The organism is Rhizobium sp. BIGb0125, from assembly GCF_024810055.1.
Lineage (GTDB): Bacteria > Pseudomonadota > Alphaproteobacteria > Rhizobiales > Rhizobiaceae > Agrobacterium.
Window position 1 is genome coordinate 403,888 of sequence record NZ_JANUDV010000004.1, and the last position, 24,637, is coordinate 428,524.

Here is a 24,637-nt window from a genome sequence, read left to right on the forward strand (position 1 = left end):
TCCTCAGTAACCGAACCACGGACCGATAATGCGTACCGGCATGCCCAAACCTAGGATGAATGCGGCACTGCACGCCGCACCCAGACACAGGCCGTATAGCCCCATGGCAATTGGTCGAAACGGACGCGAAGCGAAGGATGCAATCAGACTGCAAAGCGCGACGGATATAAGCAGGCCAGCGCCGCGAACCGTGAGGCCGAATATCACGATCGATGCGATGATGATGACGACGCGCGAAGGATTGACGCGCAAGGCTTCACCAGCCGTGCCCATCCTGATGCCTTTCAACGCAACGATCACCCCCATGATGATAACGCCAACTGCGACCATCGCTGGAAAGCCACCGGGGCCAATTCTGCGCAGTGTGCCAAACGACAAATCGAGGCTGCCAATCAGAAACAGACTGCCGATCAATATGAACAGCAGACCTGAGAGTAATTCGGTGTTCAGACGTGAGGACATTATCTTACCTCGTTTTTTCTGGTGGTCTTGCGCGGATCTGGGACCAGATCCGCCGGTCGGTAAGCACGGACTGGTGGTGCGATACCGTCAAAACGTGCTATTTCGACGAGGCACGAATTGGGGCTTGGCCCCTGTGCCAGACGTGAGGTGCCGTGATCAGCCGTGAGGACATTCGGGTTGCCGTTTAATTCTAGTGAACCGGCAACGGAAGGCTCGGACGGGTCAAACCATGCGCCAGTTGCGAGTTGCACGACCCCTTCCATCACAGCGTCCGTTATCGAAACGCTCGCAAGGCATGCCCCGCGTGGGCTCGTGATCGTGACTGTGTCGCCATCTGCCAGAGTTCGTATGGCGGCATCTTTCGGGTGGATGCGCACCGGTTGACGACCTGAAGCCTTAGTACGACGCGACGGTTTGGCATGGTCCCACTGACTATGCAGCTTGTCATGCGGCTGGCATGACAAAAGATGAAGTGGGAACTGCTGCGCAACCGGTGATCCCAGCCACTCCTTCGGTTCGAACCATGCCGGATGTCCGCGGCAATCATCATAAGCAAAGCTGGCAATGGTCTGTGAGCCGAGTTCAATGCGGCCTGACGGTGTGCGGAGTGGATGCGCCCGCGGATCGGCTCTGAAATCTGCAAGCAGCGCGCGTTCCGGGGACTGTGCTGCCACTTCAACGATGCCGGTATTCTGGAATGTCTCGATATCCGGCATGTTGATACCACGTGTGGCGGCGTTCACGCATGCTTGCCCATACAGGCGCTCAAGCCACTGGTCCTCGCTCAGACCCTCGGTGAACTCAGCCTCAACTCCCAATCGGCCAGCAATGCGCCGCAGGATTTCGTGGTCGGTCACAATGCCCTCAGGCGGCGCTGCAAGACTCGAAGACCAGCCGATAAAGCTGTCGCGACCGCTGGCGATGACGTCATTGCGTTCCATGAACGTCGAGGCCGGAAAAACGATATCCGCATGGCGCGCATGTGCGTTCCACCAGTGCTCATGCGCAATGATCGTGTCAGGCTTTTGCCAAGCTTCGACAAGACGGTTGAGGTCCTGGTGATGATGGAATGGATTGCCGCCAGCCCAATAGACAAGCTTGATATCCGGATATGTACGGCGGGTGCCATCATGGTCGTATTCGGTGCCGGGATTAAGCAGCATGTCTGCAATACGGGCGACCGGAATGTAGTCGGTGATTGGGTTTTTGCCCTGAGGCAGGGATGGCCAGTTGATCGGCGATGCGGGCTGGCCGATGCTGCCGACTGATGCGTAACCGAAACCGAAACCCTGACCAGGCAAACCAATGCCACCCAACAGACTTGCGAGCGCAATTGCTGCCCAATAGGGCTGCTCGCCGTAATCGGCGCGTTGCAGCGACCACGACATCATGATGAAGGTCTTTTTTCTGGCCATCATCCGCGCCAGATCGGAAATCACTGCTGCATCTACATCGGTTATCGTGCTGGCCCAGACGGCATTCTTTACGATGCCATCCTGCTCACCCATCAGATAGGCGCGAAATGTCTCAAAGCCTTCTGTGTAGCTTGCAAGGAAATCCTGGTCGTGCAAATCCTCGGCGATCAGCGTGTGGGCCAATGCCAGCAGCAATGCCGTGTCGGTACCGGGTCTAAGTGGCTGCCACTCGGCAGATAATTCGGCTTCTGTATCATCGCGCACCGGCGAGATATTCAGCAAACGTGCACCGGAATCCCGGCAGGCAAGAAGTGCACTGCGTGCGGTATGGCGTGTGATGCCACCGGCATTAACCTGCGCATTGCGCAACGGGGTGCCGCCAAACATCACAATAAATTCGGAATGCCCGGCGATCTGTCCCCACGGCGTATGGCCGCTGACAAGGCCGTTCAGATTGCCGATGACATGCGGAAGAATGACTTCACCCGCTGCGTAACTGTATGTCTGAACTGAGCGAACCGAGCCGCCCGCCATGTTGAAGAAACGCTTGAGCTGGCTCTGCGCATGATGGAAACGTCCTGCACTCGACCAGCCGTAGGAACCTGAAAAAATCGCGCCATTGCCGTAGGTTTGCCGGACACGGCTTATCTCCGAGGCGACGAGGTCAAGAGCCTCGTCCCAGGATACTTCGACGAATGGCTCGGCGCCCCGTCGACCATGATCCGTTCCTCGGCCATGTTCGAGATAGGAGCGCCGTATTGCGGGCCTAAGGATACGCGATGGCGACAGCCGGTCTTGCGTCAGTTCCGTGCCGAACATGGCCGGATCCGGATCTTCACGAAAAGGCTTCAGGTCTCCCGACTTGCTGTCATGTTCGTAAAAACCCCAATGGCTCCCGACAAGATTCCGCTGTCGGGAGGGCTCCGAAAAATCCGTATTTTTCATTGGGTTTACCGGAGCCTTGCTCATTTTACTCGACCTTGATGCCAGCCGAATCTACGATTTCGCCATAACGCTTGGTTTCGTCGACAACGAAAGCCTTCAGGTCTGCACTGTTCTTATACATCGGCTCGAAACCGAACACAGTGAGTTTTTCCTTGAACTTGTCGGAGTTGACGACCTTGGACACTGCGGCGTCGAGGTATTCGGTAGCCTTCGGATCAAGGTTCTTCGGCGCCCACACGCCGTACCAGGACACCATGTCCAGTGGCTGCATGCCACTTTCTTCAACGGTCGGGATTTCTGGAGCAAGAGCCGAACGCTTGAGGCTGGTAACAGCCAGAGCCTTCAGGCGACCTGCCTTGACGTGTGGCAGCGACGACAGCATGGGGTCAGCCATCAGCTGAACCTGACCACCCATCAGATCGGTAAGAGCCGGACCTGCGCCCTTATAGGTCACGACATCAGTATCAACGCCAGCCTGTGCCTTCAGCACTTCGACGGCAAGGTGGCCAGCAGAGCCGTAGCTCGATGTTGCGAAGTTGAAACCTTCTGGATCAGCCTTCACTTCTTCAAAGAATTCCTTGAGAGTGTTGGCTTTTGTGGATGTCGGTGTAACGACCAGCAGCGGACCTGCGGCGATACCGGCGATGTGGGTGAAGTCGTTGAGGACGTCAAACGGCACGTTCTTGTTGATCAGCGGCGTGACCACATGGATCGATGCATTGAGAAGCAGCGTGTAGCCATCCGGCTCTGCCTTGGCGACTTCTGCGGAGCCAACAACACCACCTGCACCACCGGCACGGTTATCAACGACAAATGTCTTGCCTGTTGATTCAGACAGTTCAGCGGCAAGCACGCGGGCTACACCGTCAACGGCGCCGCCTGGTGGATATGGCACAACGATGCTGATTGCGCGTGCAGGGAATTCCTGTGCAACGGCAACGCCACCGGAGATGGCAGCGAGCGATGCGGCAAGAAGCAATGATCCAATATTTTTCATGTCTGGTGGCTCCTTCTGAATTCAGGATACAGATGTACGTTCGCCGCGGAAATGCGCAGCGTTAAACAGTGCGGTGGCTTGTCAGCTACCGTAGAATGGGATGTGCCGAAACCCTAGTAGGTTCCGGGGTATTGACCTCCGTCAACGAGCAGGTTTTGCGCGGTAACAAAACCGGCCTTCGTTGAACACAGGAATGCAATATAAGCACCGATCTCGTCCGGATCGCCGTAACGACCGGCCGGGTTCTGTGAGGCGCGTTCTTTCCAAATGTCATCGAATGGGCGGCCACTTTGCTCTGCCAGTACTCTGACATGCTCGCGCTGGCCATCCGAGGCAATAATGCCGGGAAGAACATTGTTGATCGTCACATTGTGACTGACGGTCTGGCGCGCCAGGCCAGCGACAAAGCCGACCAAGCCAGAACGCGCAGCATTCGATAGGCCAAGTTCTGGCTGTGCGATCTTGACGCTGCGCGATACGATATTGACGATGCGACCGAAACCCCGGTCCATCATGCCATCGACAGTCAGACGTATCATGTCGATCGGCGTCAGCATCATGCGGTCCATGCCGCGCAGCCAATCTTCGCGTTTCCAGTTGCGAAAATCGCCAGGCAATTCCCCATCGGCATTGTTGACCAGAATATCCGGGTTGGGGCATGCCGCGAGCGCGGCTTGCCGTCCTTCAGCACTTGTTATGTCGGACGCAACGGTCGTGACGCGGGCGCCGGTCTTGGAGCGGATTTCCGCAGCCGTTTCCTCAAGCGTTTCAGCAGTGCGGGCAACAATCGTCAAATCCACATTTTCATGTGCAAGCGTCATCGCGGCTGCTTTACCCATGCCACGGCTTGCACCGGTGACGAGAGCTTTTCTGCCAGAAATCCCGAGGTCCATCTGTCTCTCCTTAGGCGGCGAGAGCTGCGGTGTTGATCTTCCAGCCGTACACCTTGTCGAGGCCAAGTTCCTGCACGATGCGAACGCCGCGTGCCAGTGCTTCACCTTCGAGGCCAGTCAGCGGGCGGCGCAGTTCACCGGCAGGCAGACCAACAGCCTTCATCAGCGACTTTACGGCAACCGGGTTGATGGCCGAGTAGTTGTAGTGCAGCAGCGGCAGCAGGCGCAGGTAATTGTCACGGAAACCTTCTGCTTCAGTGTAGCTGGTCCATGGACGCGACATGACGGCCACTTCAGCAGGCGCAATGTTGCCACCCATGTTGGCGGTGCCGTGGCCGCCGAGGCTCATTGTCGGAACGACGAGGCCGAGGTTGGGGCTATCGCAGCACATGACAGAAACGTCTGGGCGTGCCGCGAGAACCTGGGCAACCTGACCAACACGTGCCGTCGATTCCTTGTGAATGACGTAGTTCGGGTGCTTGAAGATGCGCAGCAGGTGGTCCCAATGCAGGTCGCTCTTCACGCGTGGCGGGTTGTTGTAAAGGCCAAGTGGCAGGTCTGTTGCATCAGCAATTTCAAGGAAGTAACGCTCGATGTCAGCTTCCGGTGCGCAGATATAGGCCGGCGCCGCGAGGATCGCGCCATCGGCACCGTTATCCTTGGCGAACTTGACGTTGTCGATTGTTGTGTCGGTGTTGTTGCCCGTGCAGCCAAAGAAAATTGGCATCTTCTCGGACTTCATCTTGGACGTCTCGACGATGATCTTGCGCTTTTCGTCCTGCGACAGCATCGACACTTCACCGGTCGAGCCCATGATGAGGACGGCAGAGGTGCCATTGGCCTCATGGAACTGCAGCAGTTCACGGAATGCGCCGATATCGACAGCGCCAGAGCGATCAAATGGCGTGATAAGCGCGACGAAAGAACCGGTAATTTTCTTGGCTGCTGCGGACATTGAGGCTGCTCCATCGGAGAATAAACAATGTTTCAAACATAGTTTTAATTCCAATTCAGTCAACGACTATAAATGGTCAAAATGCCCATGAATGCAGCATGGTTTGCTCAATATATTATCAGAAATAGAAAACTATTCCGACTGAGCGAGAGCTGCGTCTTTTTGCTTGATTTTGACAGCTGGCGCCAGGAATCCGGCGCAAACGAATGCAGTCAGTTGCGCGATGATCTGTTCATCATCGTCAGTGTCACAAAGGCCGCCGGACAAGTTCTTGAGACGGTAGGTTGCGTGGTCTGAATCCGTCAACACCTGCATGACAGAGCCGATTGAAAAATTGTAGCGCCAAAAGATGTCGCGGCGCTCGAGCGATGGGACGGCGTGCCCGAAGGCATCGATAAAACGAAACACCGCCGGGTCGACACGTCGTAGGAAAAAACGTGTGGTGATTTCTCTTGGACGTGAGCGAACCTGCTGGATCATTCGGATCAGCGGACGATCACCAACGGCGTCGCGGCTGAACTGCACCATCGGGCGCACCAGCGCCTCCGCAACATCCTGCAGTGTTGGCAGGTTTGGATGCGCCGATTTCTGACATGCCTCCAGTGCGGCGATACGCGCAGTGGTATAAGGCTCCATCATGATACTCAGCACTTCGCTGATCAGCTCATCCTTGGAGCCGAAGTAATAGTTGATGGCGGCGACATTAACGTCGGCGCGCAAAGTGATCTCGCGCACGGTAGCCAGATCGAAGCCCTGTTCGATGAAAACGGCGCGTGCTGCGGCAATAATACGCTCGCGCGGATCCTCGGCACGCTCGACCGGCCCATTGGATGACGCTGGAGTCTTGGCTTTTTTTGCCATCTGTTTTGGCTCTCTCGTTCCGTCTGGCACCCGGAATCGGAATTGCCCACTCTATTGAATGCTCTGTAGCATGTTACAACAAATAGGTGCGACCCCCATAATTTGACGAAAAATCTGTGTCGCGCACAGATTTGAGGCAAGCTGTTATCTTGTCCGTATCTCGGGCGCAGGCACGATCGACTTGTTACGAATGCGCGATGCCGTCCTGTAGTCACGCGGCGTCAAACCCGTCTCCATGCGGAAATAACGGTTGAAGTTGGACAGGTTATTGAAGCCTGCTTCAAAGCAGATGTCTGTAATCGGCATCTCGGTTTCGGCAAGCAAGGTGCGGGCGCGCCAGACACGCACCGAGCGAATATAGGTTGAGAAGGTCATGCCGGTCAGCCGTCTGAATGCGCGGGAAAATGCCGAAGGGTCTAGCCCCACAGTCTCGGCAACCTCATGCATTTGTGTATCCGGTCTGGATTGTAAAATCTGAATTGCCTGGTCAATGCGGCGATGGCGTTTGTCGGATAGCTCGCCATAGAGCGATATGAAATGTTCTGTCGCCAATGCGCGCTTGCGCGGTGCAGCTTCAATGGCATTCAGAATTTCCAGAAACAATCCAAGACCAACGGCACCCTTGTGGTCATTTAACTCAACAATCATCTCACCAATATCAATGGCTTCCGGCCCCAGAATCTCTATGCCTCTGCGAGACATCGGTTTCAGACGGTGCAGCACGTCGAGTTCTGGGCAGATGGCGCGGGCCTGCATCAACGTATCCGCATCGAATTGCAAAACGAGGTCACGACCCGGCAGGTTTGGGGCGCCGGGGGTGATCCAGTTATGCGGCAGGTTGGTCCCGGTCAGAACAAGGTGACCCGGTTTGAACGGGCCGACATAATCGCCGACATAGGCAAAGCCTGCTGCATCAGAGATGTAGTGAATTTCCCACTCCGGATGATAGTTCCAGATACAGATCGGGTTGGGATAATCATCCCGCCGGATGAGGTAGGACATGTTGTCCGGAAGGATGATTTGTTCGCGCGTCGCGGTGTAGGTATCTGACACCGAGTGGGGAAAATCTGATGATATACGCATGTGTATCTCTCATCATTGGCGTGATAATGTCAAAATAGTATCAGTTAACGGTAAAAAGCCAACTAGTTCCCAACCAATGTTTTTCGAAAATAGGTGCGTGGGCTGTACAGGAGTGCAGCTTCTGAGGGAGGAAATCATGTTGAAGACTTTACTCCGCACTGGTTGTGCGGCGATTGCGCTTTTTGCTGCGTCCAATACTTTTGCTGCCCAGTGCAGCGCGGATGTGCGTATTCTTGCACAGCCACGTGACGGCCTGACGCTGCTGGAAGACTATGTTGATGAGTTCGAAAAGCTGTCCGGTGCAGGCTTTGAAATCAGCTATCTGAATGAAAATGACCGCCGCGCCAAGTCGCAGGCCGACGCATCGACCGTTGGTAGCTTCAACGTTTATTACGTTGATGAGGCAAACCTCGCACTCTTTGCATCTTCCGGCTGGATTGTGCCGCTTGATGGCCTTTATCCGGCCGAATATGACTACAACGACTTCGACGCAGGTATGCGCGCTGCTGCGTCCTACGACGGCAAGCAGTGGTTTGCACCGGTACAGGGCGGCGGCGACCTGATGGTTTATCGCACCGACCTGCTTGAAAAGGCTGGCATTCAGCCACCTAAGACATGGGACGAATATCTCGCCGCAGTGAAAAAATTGCATGATCCGGCAAATGGCATTTACGGTACGGCACTCCGTGGTCAGCGCGGTTCGGGTGCCAATGTCTGGCGCTGGATGCCACTGTTCAAGGCCAATGGCGGTGAATGGTTCAAGGATGGTCAGCCTGCATTCAACTCCGAAGCAGCTGTAAAGGCCACGCAGACATATCTTGATCTGTTCAAATATTCCGCTCCAGGCACTCAGACCGGTTCGTGGGATGAATCCACCGGCGCCTTCCGCGCTGGCAAGGTTGCTATCCTGGTAGAATCCGCACCACTTGGCGGCATGTCCGTCGACAAGGCGCAGAGCCAGGTTGCCGACAAGGTTGCATTCTCCGTTCCACCATCTCCACTGCCAGGCGCTGGTTATGCGCATGGTTTCGCAGTGGCCTCCAAGGCAAATGCGACGGATGAGGAAAAGGCTTGCGCCGGTCTGTTCGTTGCATGGGCGACCTCCAAGGAACAGGAAGCTCGCCGTCTCGCTGCCGGTCAGCCGGGTGAGTTGACCAGAACCAGCACCTACCAGAGTGCAGAATATGCCAAGACATTCGGTCAGAACCTTTCTGACGCGATGGCAGAGACCGGCAAGCACACGCAGGTGACGTTCTGGCAGGATGCTCGCTGGCAGGAGCTGGGCAATCAGTGGGGCATCATGCTTGAAGAGCTGATCACCGGCAGCCGCACCGACATCAAGGGCACTCTGGACGAACTTGAAGCCTTCGCCCGCAAGCTCTGATGCTGCATAATCAAAAACAGGGCGCGCTTTCATGCGCGCCCATCTTTTCAGCCTAGGATCTGCTGTGATGCGACGCGGACGTTCACTGCCCTATGTATTTCTGGGGCCGACCCTTTTGATCCTGGTCGTGCTGGCACTGGTGCCCACGGTCTATGCGGTCAATATTTCTTTGCAGAACCGGACACTTTCCCAACCGGTGGCCGACTACATCTGGTTTGCAAATTACATTGCTCTCTTTTCGGATGCGCGTTTTCTCAATGCCCTCTGGGTATCGGTAAAATGGGAAGTCATCAGCGTCAGCTTGACCATGTTGACAGGCATCGGACTTGGTATTGCGATGTTTGAAGCTGCTGGACCGCGCATGCGCAATGTGCTGTGTCTGCTTTTCATCATTCCGGTTTTGCTGCCGCGCGTTTGTGCTGCATTCGTCTGGAAATTCGGCTTTCATCCGCTTTACGGTGCGTTGACCTGGCCGGTGCGTGAATTGACGGGCAGCACCCCGGATATTCTCTCGACACCTTGGGGTGCCCTTCTGGCTGTTGCCTTCGTTGATGTTTGGCAATGGGGATTGTTCTTCGCGGTTATCATCTTGAAGCTGCTGGAATCTCTGCCGCCGCAACCGCTGGAAGCTGCGCGCATTGACAAGGCAAGTCGTTGGGAAATTCACCGCTTCGTGACATTACCGATGTTGAAGGCGCCATTGATCAGTCTTCTGCTGGTGAAGGCGATTGAAAGCCTGCGCTCTTTCGATCTCGTCTACGTCATGACCCGTGGTGGTCCGGGCATTTCAACCGAAACGCTCGATATGTACGCCTATTCGCAAGGCTTTATTGAATCCGGTAAGATTTCCTATGCGTCTTCAATGGCGGTCATCATGATGGTGCTGACAGTCGTAACCTTTACCTTTACCTGGAAGAGGTTGAACCGATGAAGATTTCCACCATTCTCCTTCGGCTGGTGCTGGTCGTTGCTGCGGCGTTTGTCGTCCTGCCGCTTCTCTGGACGCTACTGAATGCGTTCAAAACCAATGCGGATCTGCTGGTCAGTACACCAAAGGTGTTTTTCCAGCCGGTCTGGGACAATATGAGTTACGTGTTGAACCGTCGCTCTGTGGCACGGGCTTTGACCAACTCGGTCATTATCTGCTCGTCGGCCGTGGTGATCGGTGCCATCATTGGCGTTCCCGCGGCTTATGTGATCGCCCGCTTCAAGAACCGACTGACCGCAGAAGCGCAGTTCTTTGTTCTGTCGCTGCGTTTCCTGCCGCCTGTCGCGATTGCTATTCCCATGCTGGTGATCTGGCTGGGCCTCGGTCTTTACGATTCACGCCTGTCACTGATCGTAACCTATCTGATCGTTACCGCGTCGATTACGATCTGGTTGTCCGTTCCTGCCTTTGAGCGTGTGAGCATTCACGTCGAAGAAGCGGCCCGAGTTGATGGGCTTGGACCTTATGCAACATTCTTCCGCGTGGCATTGCCAATCGCTCGGTTCCAGATTTTCGGCGCGATCGCCTTTTCTTTCGTGCTCGTCTGGAACGAGTTCCTTCTGGCCATGATGCTGACCACATCAAACGCAAAAACTTTGCCAATCATCGCATCCGAAATGTCCCAGCTCGGCATGAATGTGCCCTGGGGTATTCTAAACGCAGCCGTCGTTCTTTTGTCCCTGCCCCCTCTTATCCTGCTTGGATTGCTGGCGGGCGGTCTGAATGCCGCATTCTCGAAAAAACAAAATCAGGGTTGATTATTCAATGAAAGCACTTGTCCTGGAACGCGTTGGCGAATTGAACCTGCGCGATATCGATCTGCCCCAGACCATGGGACCGGATGACGTCCGTATCCGCCTGCATACGGTTGGTGTGTGCGGCAGCGATGTGCACTACTACACACATGGTCGTATTGGTGATTTCGTGGTCAACGAGCCAATGGTGCTCGGTCATGAAGCTGCCGGTACGGTCATCGAGGCTGGTGCCAATGTCACCCATCTCAAAGTCGGGGACCGTGTCTGCATGGAGCCTGGCATTCCTGACCCGATCTCGCGCGCCTCGCGTCTCGGTATCTATAACGTCGACCCTGCCGTTACATTCTGGGCCACACCACCTGTTCACGGCATTCTTTGCCCGGAGACCGTGCATCCTGCCGGTTTCACCTACAAGCTGGCTGACAATGTTTCCTTCGCAGAAGGTGCGATGGTCGAGCCTTTTGCTGTTGGTATGCAGGCAGCTGCCCGCGCCCACATCACGCCCGGCGATACAGCCGTCGTCATGGGCTGCGGCACCATCGGCATCATGGTTGCTCTGGCGGCACTGGCTGGCGGTTGCTCGCGCGTATTGATTTCGGATCTGTCCGAAACCAAGCTGAAATTGGCTGAGACCTACGAAGGCATCACCGGCATCAATCTGCGCGAAACAGATATTGTCAGCGCCGTAAATGAGGCGACAGAAAATTGGGGCGCAGACATCGTGTTTGAGTGCTCCGGTGCACCTGCTGCCATACGGGACCTGTTCAAGGTCGTGCGTCCGGGCGGCACTGTCGTTCTGGTTGGTTTGCCACCGGAGCCGGTTCCTTTCGATATCGCTGCTGCCTGCGCCCGTGAGTGCCGTATTGAGACCGTGTTCCGCTACGCAAACGTCTTTGACCGTGCGCTGGCGCTGATTGCTGCTGGCAAGGTCAATCTCAAGCCGCTCGTTTCGGACACATATAATTTCGATCAATCGATTGCTGCTTTTGAGCGGGCTGCCGAAGGGCGCCCTGAAGATGTGAAGCTGCAAATCGTGCTGGATAAGGAAACGAGCTGATGGCTACAGTCGAATGCCGTTCCATCCGTAAGGTCTACGGTTCGCTTGAAGTCATGCGTGACTTCAACCTGTCGATCAATGACCATGAATTCGTGGTTTTCCTCGGCCCATCGGGCTGCGGAAAATCCACCATGCTTCGCATGATTGCCGGCCTGGAAGATATCTCTGGCGGCGATCTTCTCATCGGTGGTCAGCGTATGAATGACCGCGATCCCGGTGATCGTGGTATTGCCATGGTGTTCCAGAACTACGCGCTTTATCCGCATATGACCGTTCGCGAGAACATCGTATTCGGTCTTGAACGTGCGGGTGTTGCAAAGGATGCCATCAACGCACGTCTGGCACCGGTCGTCGAAGCGCTGGGTCTCAACGTCTATCTGTCGCGCAAACCGACAGAGCTCTCCGGTGGTCAGCAGCAACGCGTGGCGATTGCGCGTGCTATGATCAAGACACCGGAAGTGTTTCTGTTTGACGAGCCGCTTTCAAACCTCGACGCCAAGCTGCGCGGAAGCCTGCGAGTTGAAATCGCCCGTCTGCACCATGACCTGAAAACCACCAGCATCTATGTGACACATGATCAGCTTGAGGCCATGACGCTGGCTGATCGCATCGTGCTGATGAAGGATGGTCATATCGAACAGATGGGTACGCCAGAGGAGATCTATCAGACGCCTGCCACATTGTTTGCAGCCGGTTTCATTGGTACGCCGAACATGAACTTCCTGGAGCTACAGGCATCAGATGGCGTTTTGGCTGGTGACACAGTCAACTTGGGCGCACCTTTCAATGTCCGCCCCGGTGCTGTGACAGTTGGTATTCGTCCTGGCGCTTTTCGCCTGAACGAAACGGCCGGAACCTTCCGTGGACAGGTTGATCGCAACGAGTTTCATGGCGAAACACGTCTGGTAACACTGAAGAATGGTCGCCATGAATTCAGCGTCGCACTTCCAGCTGAAACGCGCCTGAATGTGGGGCAAAACATCGGCTTCGACGTTGATCCTGCAAACCTGCATCTGTTCGATACGACGAGTGGACAGCGTCTGTCAGCCTGATCGATTACGCCATGTCTGGCAAGGCAGGTATTAAAACGTTTACCCCCACCCGACGTTTTGTCAGGTGGGGGTATTTTGTTACCAAGTCCGGCGCAGTGTGACGGCGAACGACCGGCCCGGATTGTAGAAGTCAGCTCCAAAACCGCCATAAGCGACGTACTTCTTGTCGAACAGATTGCTGACATTCAGATCCAGCGATGTGTTTTCCTGAATCTTGTAGTTGAACGACGCATCGAAAACGACGTTGTTTCCAGTTTTTTGCGTGTTTGCATCGTCGAAATAGTAAGATCCAATGTAACGAGCACCCAAGCCAAAAGTCATGTCGCCAATGGTGTCGTTGCCCTCGAGAGTATAATTACCCCACAACGAAGCTGAATGATTGGGTACGAATTGCAGTTCGTTGCCAATGTTCCCGCCAGTGCCATTCTCAGTGATCTCTGATTTCAGGTACGAGTAGGCTGCTGTCAAACTGAAGTTGTTTGTCACCTCTGTTTTTGCCTCAAGATCCAATCCCCGAACCCTAACTTCACCGATGGTCGACGGAAGATTTGTCACTGGGTTCGTGACAGTAATATTTGACTTGGTCAGGTCGTAAATCGCGGCAGTAAATAGACCCGGAAAATCTGTCGGTTGATATTTTACACCCAATTCAATTTGGTCGCCGCGCTCGGGTTGAACGCCTACTGTGGGTGGTGCCACCGACTCCGCGTAGCTTGCATAGGCGGCAAACGCATCAGTAAATCGATAGGTGACGCCAAAGCGCTTAGTAAGCTCACTCACGCGGTCTTCATCATTGCTAACCACTTCGGACCCTGTCCAATACGAAGTGGAGTGTTGCTTCAAATCAAGCCAATCATTTCGAAGCGCGACGGTGGCTATGAGTTTTTCGGAGAACGTCAAATCTTGTTGTGCATATATAGCCGTAGTGTATTGGCGATTTCGCGTTATTTCACCCAGAGGAACTGATGTTGGTGCGCCCGAATATATCGGGTTGGTCCAATCAATGCCGGGTGCGTCACCGAAGTTGATCTGACCATCAGAGGATAGGTTATTGTATTCGACGCCAAACAGGGTCTTACTTTCGACTGCGTCAAAGTTCGCCTCGTATTGCAGACGTGAATCAACGATGAAATTCTCATCTGATGAATCGTCTGCGAAGAATGAACGCTTAGCAGTCGTAGAGCCATTCGTTGGCGTCGACGCAATATATGCGTAACCAAAATCGGTGTTTGCTTTACTATATCGGGCATTTGTACTGAAGCTCAGACCTGAGCCAAAATCATGATCGAACATGACGCTCAAGGAGTTTCTGTTGACTCCGCGATAATTGAAATCCGGCTCGCCGAAGAAACGACTTCTGCTGAAATCCGTCCCAACAGGATGACCACCACTTCCCGGTACGCCATCAGTATTAAGATGATCGTAAACGACGGTCAGGCTGGTGACATCGGTAGGACGCCATGTAAGGCCGCCCATAAAAAACTTCTCGTCATCATTCGAGAAATCGAACTCGGCCTTTGCATTTTTGACCTTGCCCGTAATGCGATACGATAGCGTGTCGTCTTCAGTGATGTTGTCACCAAAATCGATCCCTGTTTCGGCGCGGTCGTAAGATCCCCCGGTCACATAGGCTTCGCCAAACCTTTCGTTTCTGGGTCGCTTCGTCATGTAGTTGACGGCGCCACCTGGGTCAGAAACGCCGAATGTTGCCGAGTTGGCGCCTTTTAGCACTTCTACACGTTCGTATGCGAAAGGCTCTTCACGGAGACCACCAAAGGGACGACCGATCAAAAGGCCGTCTCGATACATATAGGCATCGAAACCGCGAACCTTAAAATAATCAAACCGGTCGTCTGAGCCATAAAAATCAGTCGTGACGCCAGCGGTGTATTGCAACACTTCTTCGACGTTCTGCGCGCCACGTTGCTGGATTTCTTTTGACGTGATCACAGACACGCTGGCAGGCGTGTTCATGATGTCCGTAGGAATTTTGCCGCCACTGGTTGTTTTGGTAGCGACAATGGATTTGCTGTCATCATCCGCGCCGGCGCCATCGATAGTAATAGTTTGCAAAACAGTATTGGTACCCGAACTTTCGGTATCCTGCGCCAGCGATGTTACCGGCGAAAAAGCGATCAGTGCCGTGCATCCAAGAAGGGCAGCATTGCGATAATGAAGACCGGACCGTTTGCCTGCGCTGCCGTTTTTTTTGCTGTGCATGTCCAAATTCCAGAGGTTGGCGTTGTTGTTGCTGGTCACCAACAGGGTGCTTTTCTTAGTCCTTTGCCAAAGCGGTTCTGTGCGTCGCTTTGATGCAAAATGGCACGAACTGTGGCGATACCCTGTATTCACCTTCGGCGCTTGTTAACTTGAGGCGTACAGTCTGGTATTGTAGATTCCTCTGGTTTTGTATGAAACTCCGGAAACTTTGACGCGCTGCCGGTTGGTCGTTTGCGTAAACCTTGACGCATCCCCATTAAACTGGAACTGGAAAGCCAACTTTAAATATCAAGGAGGGTTGCCCGTGCCAAGGTTCTTCGGTTTTTACGCAATGGTGGTTGTGACATGCCTTTCATTGCTGGCATTCACACAGGTCCGTGCAGACGAAAACACGTCTTATCCGATCGTCATCAAACATGCGTTGGGAACAACCACGATTGCCAAAAAGCCAGAGCGCGTCGCGACTGTCGCTTGGGCCAATCATGAAGTTCCGTTGGCATTGGGCATTGTTCCCGTTGGTTTTGCAGCAGCCAATTTTGGCGATGACGATGGCGACGGTCTGTTGCCATGGGTCGCTGAAAAGCTGAAAGAGCTTGGTACTGAAAAGCCCGTGCTGTTTGATGAGGGGGATGGAATTGACTTCGAGGCCGTCGCTGCAACCCAGCCGGACGTCATTCTCGCAGCCTATTCCGGCCTCAGTCAGGCCGATTACGACACGTTGAGCCAGATTGCACCGGTTGTTGCCTATCCGGAATCATCCTGGGCGACTGATTGGCGCGATATGATCCGCTTTAACAGCGCCGGGCTCGGCATGGCGAAAGAAGGCGATGCGCTGATTAAGCGGATTGAAAAGGAGATCGCTGATACGGTCGCTGGGCATCGTCAGCTTGAGGGCAAGTCGGCAATGTTTGTGACGCATCTCGACACCACGAACCTCAGCATCGTCAATTTTTATACCGCCAATGACACTCGCGTGAAGTTTTTTACCGATCTCGGTCTTAAGTCACCCAAGAGCGTTTTGGATGCAACCACCAAGGGCCAGTTTGCTGCGGGCGTCAGTGCAGAACGTGTCGACGCCTTTGATGATGTTGATATCGTCGTGACTTACGGCAGCCAGGCCTTGCTGGATGCGGTGAACGCTGATCCCCTGCTTTCGCGAATGCCCGCAGTCGCGAATGGCGCAATCGTCATGCTGGGCCGCAATCCACTCGGTACTGCATCCAATCCAACACCATTGTCGATTTCGTGGGTGTTGAAAGACTACGTCAATCTGCTTGCCGAGGCGGCGGGAAAGTCCAAATGATATTGAATAAAGGGTCCTCGCAGGCTGCGAAGGCTTTTCCGGGAAATATGCGCCGTTCGCGGTTCTTGGGTTTGGTTCTAGTGCTGGCAGCACTTGCTTTTTTGTGCGCCTTGTCGGTCGCGATCGGTACACGAGACGTGTTTTGGAGCGATATCGTAATGGCATTGCGTGGCCATACGGATAATATAAGCCAAGCTGCTGTCGCAGTCCGACTGCCAAGGACTCTGCTTGCATTGCTTGCGGGCGCTTCACTCGGTTTGGCAGGTGCGATCATGCAGGGCGTTACCCGCAATCCTTTGGCTGATCCCGGCATTCTCGGCGTCAATATGGGTGCGTCTTTGGCGGTCGTGGTGGGTGTGGCGTGGTTCAGTATCGCGTCGGCATACGCCTACATCATGGTCGCCATCTTAGGTGCCGGCATTTCAGCTGTTTTTGTTTACGTCATCGGCTCGATGGGGCGCGGCGGTGCGACACCGCTCAAATTGGCACTGGCTGGTGCCGCGACATCGGTCGCTTTTTCCTCTTTGGTTATCGCTGTAGTCTTGCCACGCAATGATATTGCGGGCGGTATTCGCGCCTGGCAGATCGGTGGTGTTGGTGGGGCGACATTTGAGCGTATTTCTCATGTGCTGCCGTTTCTGATCGTTGGTTTTGCAATCAGCCTGTTGTCGGCTCGCAAGTTGAACTCATTGGCGCTCGGCGATGAATTGGCCGCTGGTCTGGGCGAACGTGTTGCGACTGCCCGGGCCATAGCGTCATTCGGGGCAATCCTCTTATGTGGTGCAACGACTGCGATTTGTGGTCCGATCGGTTTCCTTGGTCTCGTCGTTCCACATCTGTGCCGCCTGCTGGTGGGGGTAGACCACCGTTGGCTATTGCCTTTCTCGGCCTTGAGTGGAGCTTGCCTACTACTGGCCGCGGACATTATGGGACGCATCGTGGCACGGCCTGCCGAGTTGGATGTGGGCATTGTCACTGCACTCGTCGGGGCGCCGTTTTTTATCTGGATTGTCAGGCGGCAAAGGGTGCGTGAATTATGAGCATGCTTTCCCCTGTCATCACCTCGATCGCTGGAAACCGGCGTCAGCGCGCTAGTGGCCGGTGGCTTGTTATCTCCGGTCTGGTGGTGTTGTTATGTGCCGTCTGTGCACTGACGCTGATGTCCGGCCAGACGTTTACGCCGCCGAAAGACGTTATCCGTGTTTTGCTTGGTGAGAATATCCCGGGTTTGAGTTTCACCGTTGGTCAGTTGCGGTTGCCGCGCGCTGTCCTGTCCATTGTTGCGGGACTTTGTTTTGGCATGGGTGGCGTCGCCTTTCAGATCATGCTCCGCAACCCACTCGCCAGCCCTGACATTATCGGCATCAGTTCCGGCGCAAGTGCCGCTGCGGTTTTTGCCATTGTTGTCCTGTCGCTCAGCGGGCCGATCGTGTCAGTTTTCGCCGTCGTCTCCGGGCTTGGTATTGCGCTGTTGGTCTATGCTCTGTCGTTTCGCAACGGTGTTGCAGGGACGCGATTGATCCTTGTCGGCATTGGTGTCTCTGCCATGCTGCAGAGTTTTATTGCTTACATATTGTCTGTCGCGCCGGCCTGGAGCCTTCAGGAGGCGATGCGCTGGCTGACGGGCAGTGTGAACGGTGCACAGATGTCGCAGACACTGCCGCTCATTCTCGCCTTGGCTGCCTTCGGTGGACTGCTGCTGACCCGCGTTCGTGATCTGGAAGCCTTACGGCTCGGCGATGATACTGCCGCAGCACTTGGCGTGCGTGTCGCCAAGACACGGATCATCGTTATCATCGCATCAGTTGGAATGATCGCATTTGCCACAGCAGTGGCCGGGCCTATTGCATTTGTTGCTTTCCTCTCCGGGCCGATCGCTGCAAGGATCATGGGTAACAATGGTTCGTTGCTTGTGCCTTCGGCACTGGTCGGCGCAACGCTCGTTCTGGTTGGCGATTATTGCGGGCAATTCCTGTTGCCCAGCCGTTATCCGGTCGGTGTCGTTACGGGTGCGCTCGGCGCCCCCTACCTCATTTTCCTTATCGTGCGCGTCAATCGCGCCGGAGGTTCACTATGACTACCTATTCACTTGCCGCCACGAAACTTTCAGCCGGGTATGGCGATAGCGTCATTCTGAATGACCTCGATCTGGTGGTGCCACATGGCAAAATCACAGTGATTGTTGGCGCCAATGCCTGTGGCAAGTCGACACTGCTGCGCACCATGTCGCGGCTGATTACGCCGCGTGCAGGCCACGTGCTGCTTGACGGCAAGTCCATTCACAAAATGCCATCACGGGAACTGGCGAAAGTGATGGGGCTTTTGCCACAATCCCCTATCGCGCCTGAAGGTATCATGGTGGCAGACCTTGTCAGCCGTGGCAGGCATCCGCATCAGGGCATGTTTACGCGCTGGACATCAGCGGATGATGAAGCTGTCGCGACAGCGCTTATTGCCACCAAAACTGTTGAGCTGGCAGAACGGCCGGTCGACGAACTTTCCGGCGGACAAAGGCAGCGTGTCTGGATTGCAATGGCACTGGCGCAGCAGACTGAAGTCCTGTTGCTGGACGAACCAACGACCTTCCTCGATATCAGCCATCAGATTGAGGTGCTGGATCTGTTGACCGATCTCAATCAGTCGCGTGGAACGACAATCGTCATGGTTCTCCACGACCTCAATCTGGCGGCACGATATGCCGACTATCTTGTCGCCATGGCATGTGGACGACTGCACATCACGGGAAAGCCGGAAGAGGTTCTGACAGAGGACAATGTGCGACAGGTGTTTGGCCTTGAGAGCCGCATCATAACCGACCCTACCTCAGGGCGGCCGCTGATGCTGCCGATGGGCAGGCATCAGATGGTCGGTGATAAGGCCGTATAATTACGGAGCAGACGCAGCAACTATCAACACGCTGCGTCTAGCGATCTGAACGTTGCAATTACTGCGCCTTGGCCAGAGGCAAGCGGGTCAGCACAGCTATATTATCTGTTTTAAACACCTGCTCGGCATAGGTCTGCAACGCGATCGGCGTCAACTGTTCGCTCAATTTTGGCATGTTGCTGAGGTAGGTCGGGTCGCCGTAACGGCGGTAACTCAAAGACAGTCGGCGCAGCCAAGTGTTGGCGTCACTCATACGCCCGCTTTCGGCAAAGTCGATGTCTGCCTGCAATCGCTTGAAGTCCACAGCCTGTATGTTCTGCGGCATGTTCTTCAGGACATTTATGGCAGCGTCTGCCAGCTCTTCTGCCCGCTCCGGCGCACAAATGAACGACAAGGTACTGATGCTGCGGTTGGTCTCTGGGTCCATGCGCAACTCAAACTGCAGCGTGTAGATGCCACCAAGATGATTGCGCAGTTCATTTTTCAGCGCTTGCTGTGCGAGTGGTGTCAGCGTCGAAATGAGGAAGGCTTTTTCTGGCGTCCATTCAAGGGCTGTGAACGTAGATATTTCGACCTGGGCCCGATGATCCCTAAATGTTTGAATGCTCTTTTTGTGTATGCCGTCTTGCTGCCTGGCGGGCGCTGGTGTGAGAGACGGAGCGCGTGCCAACGCACTCAGTGTTTTTGCAAATGTGGTTTTGGTCTCAGGCGTTGGGGCGGGACCGACCGCAAACCAGGTTACCGGTTCCGCGACGAGCGCGCGAGCTGCTTTTTCCAACGCCTGTGCATCAATCACTCCAATGTTTGCATCGCCGGGGTGATCGGCAGACTCTCCGTAGAGCAACTGCGAATATTCATTGGCAGAGGTGAGGTTGCTGGCCATCTGGGTGCGGAAAGCGTCAGATGCCTCTTCACGAACCAGACCAAATTTTATACTCGCTGCATATTGACGCAACAATTCGGGGAGTTGTTCCGGTTTTGCAGCCACGGCAACGTCGAGCATGCTGTCCTTCAGCGCCCAACTCCACCTCGCTGGCTGGGCTTTTTTCCAAAGTTCATATTCGTCCTGTGACCAGAAATTAAAACCGCTTTGTTCCCAGAGTTGAATGGCAGCCTGTGAAACTGTGCTGCCGAACTCGGCATTCATGAAACCCGGTCTGGATTGTCCTGATAGATAGACCTTGCCATCCGTCGTGTCGCGCGCCAGCCAGACCACGCGATCGCCGTTCGAAAGGACCCATTCCTGTATCGTTGGGTTGTCATGGCGGGTTTCCGAAACGATTTCTCCCGTTTCATCAACCGTCGCGTCTGTTGGCCATATTGGCAGCGGTTGCTCTTTCGCAACCGGCGCCTTAGCTACAATCGCGGGCAAATCGGGGAGTGCTGTAACCGTGGACAACGCCTGACGTTGGGCACTGATATCGTCGACCGATGGAAGCTCTACCGTCTTGTCGCCCGGAACCTGATACATCATCACCTGGTCGGGCGCGCGCAGCATGTCTTGCATACGGGCAGACAGGCTTTCGAAGGTGATCTGCTCTAGCAGGGCTTGTGTGTCCCTCGCCTTTTCAGCTGCGTCTTGCAGCACGGAATCCATCATCACCGCGCTGGTAATACGGTCTTCCCACTCCGCATAGGTTCGCTGGGCTGCGGCGTCAGGATTGCGACTGTTGATCCGGACAGCATCTTTCATCAGAGCGTCGAAGCCATCCCGAGACAGGCCCGTGCGCCGCAGTCGCTCGACACTTTCAAGCAAAATGTCTTTCGCTCTGTCATGATTTTCGCTTCTGGCGTTGAAGGCCAGAATAAGCCGCCGCTCTACAGGTTCTTGAATGACGAAACTGAGAGAATTGACCATCTCACCGTAATGTTCGCCCTGCGTCTGTATCGCGTCGCGCATCAGGCGGGTCAGGAAATATTTCTCGAGATAGGCAAGTCTGCCGTCATCGCTTTGACGGGGTGGCATTTCCAGTCTGAAAGCATAGGTTACTTGCGAGGTGGTGCCCTGTGGGTCCTGTACCTGGCCGATGGAGAGTTCATCTTTCAACGGGAATGCCACGTAGTCTCTGGATGGTTGTGGCTTGTTCGGTGCTGAGCCAAACAGACGGATAATCGCCTTCTCAGTGCTTGCCGCATCTATCCTGCCAGAGACGATCAGGGTCATGTTGGACGCGACATAATAGGAATCGTAAAACGCCTTGATGTCAGCGATGGTCGTCGCTTCAATTCCCTCACGTGTGCCAATAGTCGGACGATCAACATAACGCGAACCTGCACGCAGCAGCTCTTTTTTCTGTCGGTTGATGCGTTCAGCCACCTTGTTATCATGGCGCAGTTCTTCAAGAATGACGAAACGTTCTTTGTCCCAGTCCTCGGCCAACAGTTTCGCGCCAAAGGCCATGTCAGCAACCAGCGCCAAGGACCCTTCTACATCGAGCGCATCATTCGGGCGGGTACGAACCATATATTGGGTCTCTGCTTCGCGCGTGACTGCATTGATCTGCACGCCGGTGCGCCACCCAAGCTTCTGAAAGTAGGTGTGTAATGTCTCGGGGTGCGCCTGCGTCGACTGGAACACCATATGTTCAAGGATGTGGGCAGTGCCACGGGGTATCTCTTCATCAACAGATCCGGCGTGCACAACAAGGCGGATGTTGAACGGTTCATCTGCGCGTTTGCTGTCGTAGAGAATGTAGGAGAGGCCGTTATCCAACTTTCCGTGCGTCACCTTCTTGTCCCACTCCACACCATTAGCCTGAGCAAACTGAAGTCCGGCAAAAAGGGTAACTAGGGCAAACACGGCGCGCACAAAGATCATAACGTCACTTTCAAAATTCCACGAACGAATGCGTTCACTGGTATTCGACGTTTGATCTCGTTTGATCTCACAAAAAATCTGAGTATTTGGCGAATGATTAAAAGCGAAACCTATGGTCCTCCGATATCATCAACGGACCATAGGGGTGCTAGCGTCTGCGATCAGCCGCCATATTCGATTATTTCAAGGCCAGCATTGTAGTCGGTTGCATAGATCAGGCCATTGGCATCAACAAAAACGTCAGCCGACTGGATAACCCTAGGCCGATTTGGTCTCCGGTCCGTCATTGTTGTTGGGCCAGCCGGTACGAGCGCGCCCGTTTCAACGGGGTGATAGGGGTCGGATATATCGAATGCCCGGATACCGGCATTCTGCCATGTCGCAAAAATCAGAGTTTCCGACACAAACGAACCGGGGCGGTTTTCGTGAAGATTGTGTGGACCAAAATGGCCGGCCTTTTTGGTGTAGTCGATCTCATTTGGGATCGGGAATGTCGAAATACTGATCGGGTTTTCGGGAACCCGGATGTCGAATACCCACGTATGTTTGCGGCCGTCTTCTTCGTTATCAAGTACCGCCTCGTCGGCGACGACAAGCAGATCGCGTCCTGGCAATGGCAATGGAGAGTGCGTGCCACCGCCATAGGGAGGGCACCAGTTGTGGTGTTTGATAAGCTTTGGTGCGGAATGATCCGACACATCAAGAAGGGTCAGGCCGCCATCGCGCCAGCAGGCATAGGCTGTGTTGCCATGCACAAGGGCGTGGTGAAGTGCATAACGACGCCCCTCACCCCAGTTTGGTGTTTCGCCAGCCGCAAGGTTCATGCCCGGCAACCACCAGCGACCGACAAGTTCGGGTTTCGCGGGATTGGCAAGGTCGATAGTCACGAAAATATAATCCGAAAAACCATCCAGAAGCGCTGAAGCATAGGCGTAACGGCCGCCGACGTACCAGATGCGGTGCAGACCGACGCCGTCGACATCCAGTTGGCCGATTTTGCGGGGCTGAGCGGGGCTTGAAATATCGTAGACGCTCATTCCAGCCGTCCAGGAACGCTCGCGTTTTGTCGCCGCGACGGTTTCACCTACCGACTTGGTGTAATAGGCCTTCTCATCGGTGAAGGTTTCGACGTCGGCAAACAGGTCAAGCGCATTGATGACCAAAAGCAGATCGCCGTGTGTCTGCAGATGGATGTTCCAGGTGTTCGCAGGCGCCGCTACATAATTGACCGTACGCGGGTTCTTGGCGTCCGAGACGTCGACGATTGAGAAGCCCTGCGACCAGGGGTGGGCAATATACGCGTGGTTGTGGTGAACCATAAGCTGCAGGCCATCACCACGACCGCCAATATCGCTATGGCCAATCAGTTTCATATTGCGGGCGAAATCCGGTTTTGGCAGGTCTGTCATGGCCATTCTCATTGCTTGGTAAAGGGAAAACGCCGCCTTGCGGGCGGCGTCATTTTCATCTTTGGTCTTACTGCTTTGCAGCAGGAATCCATTCGGCAGAGGCAGCGTCGCTCTTCTGGAATGCCGGGAACTTTTGTTGAAGCTCCTCGATCGTGCCGATGTTGTTGTTGACCAGATCGTCACGGGTGATCAGGGTTGGCTGAAGGAGGACGGAACGGCCAGGGAACTGACCGGCAATCGCCAGCGATACGGCGCGAACAGAGACTTCACCCACAACAGCGGCGTTGGTGGCGGCAGTTGCAACCCATGCGCTGTCTGGCTCGGTGATCAGCTGAATGTCAGCGGTCGAAATGTCGACGCCATAGATTTTGACCTGCTGAGAAAGACCCAGCTCATCGATAGCCAGCTTTACGCCCTTGGCGAATTCGTCCCAAGGCGTGAAGATGACGGAGATATCCGGGTTGGCGCGCAGGATTGCCTTGGTCTGGTCAGCTACTGATGCTGGTACCGTATCGTTCACGACGCCCCATACGGCCTTTTCCGTCAGCTTGTGCTTTTCGACAAATTCTTTCCAGACGCCATAGCGGCGATCAAGTGGTGCAAAACCTGCAACATAAACGGCGCCGCCGACAAATGCTTCGCCCTTGTCTTTCACAGCCTGCTCAAGAACAAGCTTCGCCATATCCTTGTCGCTCTGTTCAATCTGCGGGATTTGCGGGTTGTCGAGGTCTACGTCATAGGCGACAACCTTGATACCGGCATCGAGCGCCTTCTGGGCTACGTCCTGCAGAACCTCAGGGCGACCGTTATTGATGATGATGCCGTCAACGCCGAGATTGATGGCCTGCTCAACCAGATTGCGCTGGGTGTCATTGTCGTTACGTGCCTGCGAGACAGTCAGATTGATGCCGAGTGCATCAGCCTGCTTTTTCACGCCTGCTTCAAATGCCTGCAACCAGTCGCCGCTACCGAGAAAGCTGACAACGGCAATGTTGACGGTCTTGCTGTCGAACGGTGCTGGTGCGCCGGCGATGCCAGCAGCGGACGCCGGTGCGGTGAAAATCGAACCGGCAATAACAACGGCTGCCAGCCTTTTCAGTGTCTTGAACATGGTTTTTCCATTTCGTTGCTAAGAATAATTCGAGAGAATGTCT

20 protein-coding genes are annotated in these 24,637 nt (G+C 54.7%); 9 read left to right on the forward strand and 11 right to left on the reverse strand.

Annotation, left to right across the window (positions count from 1 at the left end; translation table 11 throughout):
• Positions 1 to 3 precede the first annotated feature (3 nt).
• The 7 genes from M2418_RS13520 to M2418_RS13550 all read right to left on the reverse strand — a co-directional run bounded on the left by M2418_RS13520 (position 4) and on the right by M2418_RS13550 (position 7,611).
• Positions 4 to 462, reverse strand: a complete 459-nt coding sequence (locus M2418_RS13520; protein WP_250984962.1) for a tripartite tricarboxylate transporter TctB family protein — start codon at positions 460 to 462, stop codon at positions 4 to 6.
• Positions 462 to 2,822 (reverse strand): molybdopterin-dependent oxidoreductase, encoded by a 2,361-nt coding sequence (locus tag M2418_RS13525; RefSeq protein ID WP_259147137.1) that lies wholly within the window; start codon positions 2,820 to 2,822, stop codon positions 462 to 464. The genes M2418_RS13520 and M2418_RS13525 overlap by 1 nt, the downstream gene beginning before the upstream one ends.
• 25 nt (positions 2,823 to 2,847) lie before the next feature.
• A complete protein-coding gene (locus M2418_RS13530) occupies positions 2,848 to 3,819 on the reverse strand; it encodes a tripartite tricarboxylate transporter substrate binding protein (protein WP_192489070.1) in 972 nt (323 codons plus the stop codon).
• A gap of 113 nt (positions 3,820 to 3,932) precedes the next feature.
• Positions 3,933 to 4,712 carry an SDR family oxidoreductase gene (locus M2418_RS13535; RefSeq protein WP_250984965.1) on the reverse strand — a complete coding sequence of 260 codons (780 nt, stop codon included), beginning with the start codon at positions 4,710 to 4,712 and terminating at the stop codon, positions 3,933 to 3,935.
• Between the two features lie 10 nt (positions 4,713 to 4,722).
• Positions 4,723 to 5,667 (reverse strand): 4-hydroxy-tetrahydrodipicolinate synthase, encoded by a 945-nt coding sequence (locus tag M2418_RS13540; RefSeq protein WP_250984966.1) that lies wholly within the window; start codon positions 5,665 to 5,667, stop codon positions 4,723 to 4,725.
• 132 nt (positions 5,668 to 5,799) lie between these two features.
• Complete coding sequence (locus M2418_RS13545) at positions 5,800 to 6,528, reverse strand: TetR/AcrR family transcriptional regulator (protein WP_259147142.1); 729 nt, start codon at positions 6,526 to 6,528, stop codon at positions 5,800 to 5,802.
• 144 nt (positions 6,529 to 6,672) lie between these two features.
• On the reverse strand, positions 6,673 to 7,611 hold the full coding sequence (locus M2418_RS13550) for an AraC family transcriptional regulator (RefSeq protein WP_250984968.1): 939 nt from the start codon (positions 7,609 to 7,611) through the stop codon (positions 6,673 to 6,675).
• 136 nt (positions 7,612 to 7,747) lie between these two features.
• Here M2418_RS13550 and M2418_RS13555 point away from each other — a divergent pair, with 136 nt between their 5' ends.
• The 5 genes from M2418_RS13555 to M2418_RS13575 all read left to right on the forward strand — a co-directional run bounded on the left by M2418_RS13555 (position 7,748) and on the right by M2418_RS13575 (position 12,847).
• Positions 7,748 to 8,995, forward strand: coding sequence for a sugar ABC transporter substrate-binding protein (locus tag M2418_RS13555; RefSeq protein WP_259147146.1), 1,248 nt, complete (start codon positions 7,748 to 7,750; stop codon positions 8,993 to 8,995).
• A 67-nt stretch (positions 8,996 to 9,062) separates the two neighbouring features.
• Positions 9,063 to 9,926, forward strand: coding sequence for a carbohydrate ABC transporter permease (locus M2418_RS13560; protein WP_192489064.1), 864 nt, complete (start codon positions 9,063 to 9,065; stop codon positions 9,924 to 9,926).
• On the forward strand, positions 9,923 to 10,741 hold the full coding sequence (locus tag M2418_RS13565) for a carbohydrate ABC transporter permease (RefSeq protein ID WP_250984970.1): 819 nt from the start codon (positions 9,923 to 9,925) through the stop codon (positions 10,739 to 10,741). The genes M2418_RS13560 and M2418_RS13565 overlap by 4 nt, the downstream gene beginning before the upstream one ends.
• A gap of 7 nt (positions 10,742 to 10,748) precedes the next feature.
• Positions 10,749 to 11,795 (forward strand): NAD(P)-dependent alcohol dehydrogenase, encoded by a 1,047-nt coding sequence (locus M2418_RS13570; RefSeq protein ID WP_259147149.1) that lies wholly within the window; start codon positions 10,749 to 10,751, stop codon positions 11,793 to 11,795.
• Entirely contained in the window at positions 11,795 to 12,847 is a 1,053-nt protein-coding gene (locus tag M2418_RS13575) for an ABC transporter ATP-binding protein (protein WP_250984972.1), read from the forward strand. The genes M2418_RS13570 and M2418_RS13575 overlap by 1 nt, the downstream gene beginning before the upstream one ends.
• A gap of 78 nt (positions 12,848 to 12,925) precedes the next feature.
• Here M2418_RS13575 and M2418_RS13580 read toward each other — a convergent pair whose 3' ends face one another.
• Entirely contained in the window at positions 12,926 to 15,067 is a 2,142-nt protein-coding gene (locus M2418_RS13580) for a TonB-dependent siderophore receptor (protein WP_259147397.1), read from the reverse strand.
• Between the two features lie 331 nt (positions 15,068 to 15,398).
• Between M2418_RS13580 and M2418_RS13585 the strand changes: the two genes are divergently transcribed.
• Genes M2418_RS13585 through M2418_RS13600 form a run of 4 tightly spaced genes read left to right on the forward strand, consistent with a single transcriptional unit; the run spans position 15,399 to position 19,256 of the window.
• Positions 15,399 to 16,370 (forward strand): iron-siderophore ABC transporter substrate-binding protein, encoded by a 972-nt coding sequence (locus M2418_RS13585; protein WP_250985120.1) that lies wholly within the window; start codon positions 15,399 to 15,401, stop codon positions 16,368 to 16,370.
• Between the two features lie 47 nt (positions 16,371 to 16,417).
• Complete coding sequence (locus tag M2418_RS13590) at positions 16,418 to 17,410, forward strand: iron ABC transporter permease (RefSeq protein ID WP_250985121.1); 993 nt, start codon at positions 16,418 to 16,420, stop codon at positions 17,408 to 17,410.
• The gene (locus tag M2418_RS13595) at positions 17,407 to 18,447 is read left to right on the forward strand and encodes an iron chelate uptake ABC transporter family permease subunit (protein WP_250984973.1); all 1,041 of its coding nucleotides are present in this window, start codon (positions 17,407 to 17,409) and stop codon (positions 18,445 to 18,447) included. The genes M2418_RS13590 and M2418_RS13595 overlap by 4 nt, the downstream gene beginning before the upstream one ends.
• Entirely contained in the window at positions 18,444 to 19,256 is an 813-nt protein-coding gene (locus M2418_RS13600) for an ABC transporter ATP-binding protein (protein ID WP_250984974.1), read from the forward strand. Before M2418_RS13595 ends, M2418_RS13600 begins: the two co-directional genes overlap by 4 nt.
• A gap of 58 nt (positions 19,257 to 19,314) precedes the next feature.
• On the opposite strand, the gene M2418_RS13605 is transcribed toward M2418_RS13600, so the two are convergent.
• The 3 genes from M2418_RS13605 to M2418_RS13615 form a co-directional block, all read right to left on the reverse strand.
• Positions 19,315 to 22,074: a M16 family metallopeptidase gene (locus tag M2418_RS13605; RefSeq protein ID WP_259147152.1), complete on the reverse strand. Its 2,760-nt coding sequence runs from the start codon at positions 22,072 to 22,074 to the stop codon at positions 19,315 to 19,317.
• Between the two features lie 161 nt (positions 22,075 to 22,235).
• Positions 22,236 to 23,489, reverse strand: coding sequence for an LVIVD repeat-containing protein (locus M2418_RS13610; protein ID WP_250984976.1), 1,254 nt, complete (start codon positions 23,487 to 23,489; stop codon positions 22,236 to 22,238).
• 61 nt (positions 23,490 to 23,550) lie between these two features.
• On the reverse strand, positions 23,551 to 24,594 hold the full coding sequence (locus tag M2418_RS13615; protein ID WP_259147155.1) for a substrate-binding domain-containing protein: 1,044 nt from the start codon (positions 24,592 to 24,594) through the stop codon (positions 23,551 to 23,553).
• Between the last annotated feature and the right edge of the window lie 43 nt (positions 24,595 to 24,637).

Coding starts and splice junctions, on each gene's coding strand:
- M2418_RS13585 (WP_250985120.1), top strand. CDS start 15,399: ATGGTGGTTGTGACATGCCTTTCATTGCTGGCATTCACACAGGTCCGT.
- M2418_RS13540 (WP_250984966.1), bottom strand. CDS start 5,667: ATGTCCGCAGCAGCCAAGAAAATTACCGGTTCTTTCGTCGCGCTTATC.
- M2418_RS13590 (WP_250985121.1), top strand. CDS start 16,418: ATGCGCCGTTCGCGGTTCTTGGGTTTGGTTCTAGTGCTGGCAGCACTT.
- M2418_RS13545 (WP_259147142.1), bottom strand. CDS start 6,528: ATGGCAAAAAAAGCCAAGACTCCAGCGTCATCCAATGGGCCGGTCGAG.
- M2418_RS13565 (WP_250984970.1), top strand. CDS start 9,923: ATGAAGATTTCCACCATTCTCCTTCGGCTGGTGCTGGTCGTTGCTGCG.
- M2418_RS13530 (WP_192489070.1), bottom strand. CDS start 3,819: ATGAAAAATATTGGATCATTGCTTCTTGCCGCATCGCTCGCTGCCATC.
- M2418_RS13570 (WP_259147149.1), top strand. CDS start 10,749: ATGAAAGCACTTGTCCTGGAACGCGTTGGCGAATTGAACCTGCGCGAT.
- M2418_RS13575 (WP_250984972.1), top strand. CDS start 11,795: ATGGCTACAGTCGAATGCCGTTCCATCCGTAAGGTCTACGGTTCGCTT.
- M2418_RS13525 (WP_259147137.1), bottom strand. CDS start 2,822: ATGAAAAATACGGATTTTTCGGAGCCCTCCCGACAGCGGAATCTTGTC.
- M2418_RS13520 (WP_250984962.1), bottom strand. CDS start 462: ATGTCCTCACGTCTGAACACCGAATTACTCTCAGGTCTGCTGTTCATA.
- M2418_RS13595 (WP_250984973.1), top strand. CDS start 17,407: ATGAGCATGCTTTCCCCTGTCATCACCTCGATCGCTGGAAACCGGCGT.
- M2418_RS13555 (WP_259147146.1), top strand. CDS start 7,748: ATGTTGAAGACTTTACTCCGCACTGGTTGTGCGGCGATTGCGCTTTTT.
- M2418_RS13560 (WP_192489064.1), top strand. CDS start 9,063: ATGCGACGCGGACGTTCACTGCCCTATGTATTTCTGGGGCCGACCCTT.
- M2418_RS13580 (WP_259147397.1), bottom strand. CDS start 15,067: ATGCACAGCAAAAAAAACGGCAGCGCAGGCAAACGGTCCGGTCTTCAT.
- M2418_RS13615 (WP_259147155.1), bottom strand. CDS start 24,594: ATGTTCAAGACACTGAAAAGGCTGGCAGCCGTTGTTATTGCCGGTTCG.
- M2418_RS13535 (WP_250984965.1), bottom strand. CDS start 4,712: ATGGACCTCGGGATTTCTGGCAGAAAAGCTCTCGTCACCGGTGCAAGC.
- M2418_RS13605 (WP_259147152.1), bottom strand. CDS start 22,074: ATGATCTTTGTGCGCGCCGTGTTTGCCCTAGTTACCCTTTTTGCCGGA.
- M2418_RS13600 (WP_250984974.1), top strand. CDS start 18,444: ATGACTACCTATTCACTTGCCGCCACGAAACTTTCAGCCGGGTATGGC.
- M2418_RS13550 (WP_250984968.1), bottom strand. CDS start 7,611: ATGCGTATATCATCAGATTTTCCCCACTCGGTGTCAGATACCTACACC.
- M2418_RS13610 (WP_250984976.1), bottom strand. CDS start 23,489: ATGGCCATGACAGACCTGCCAAAACCGGATTTCGCCCGCAATATGAAA.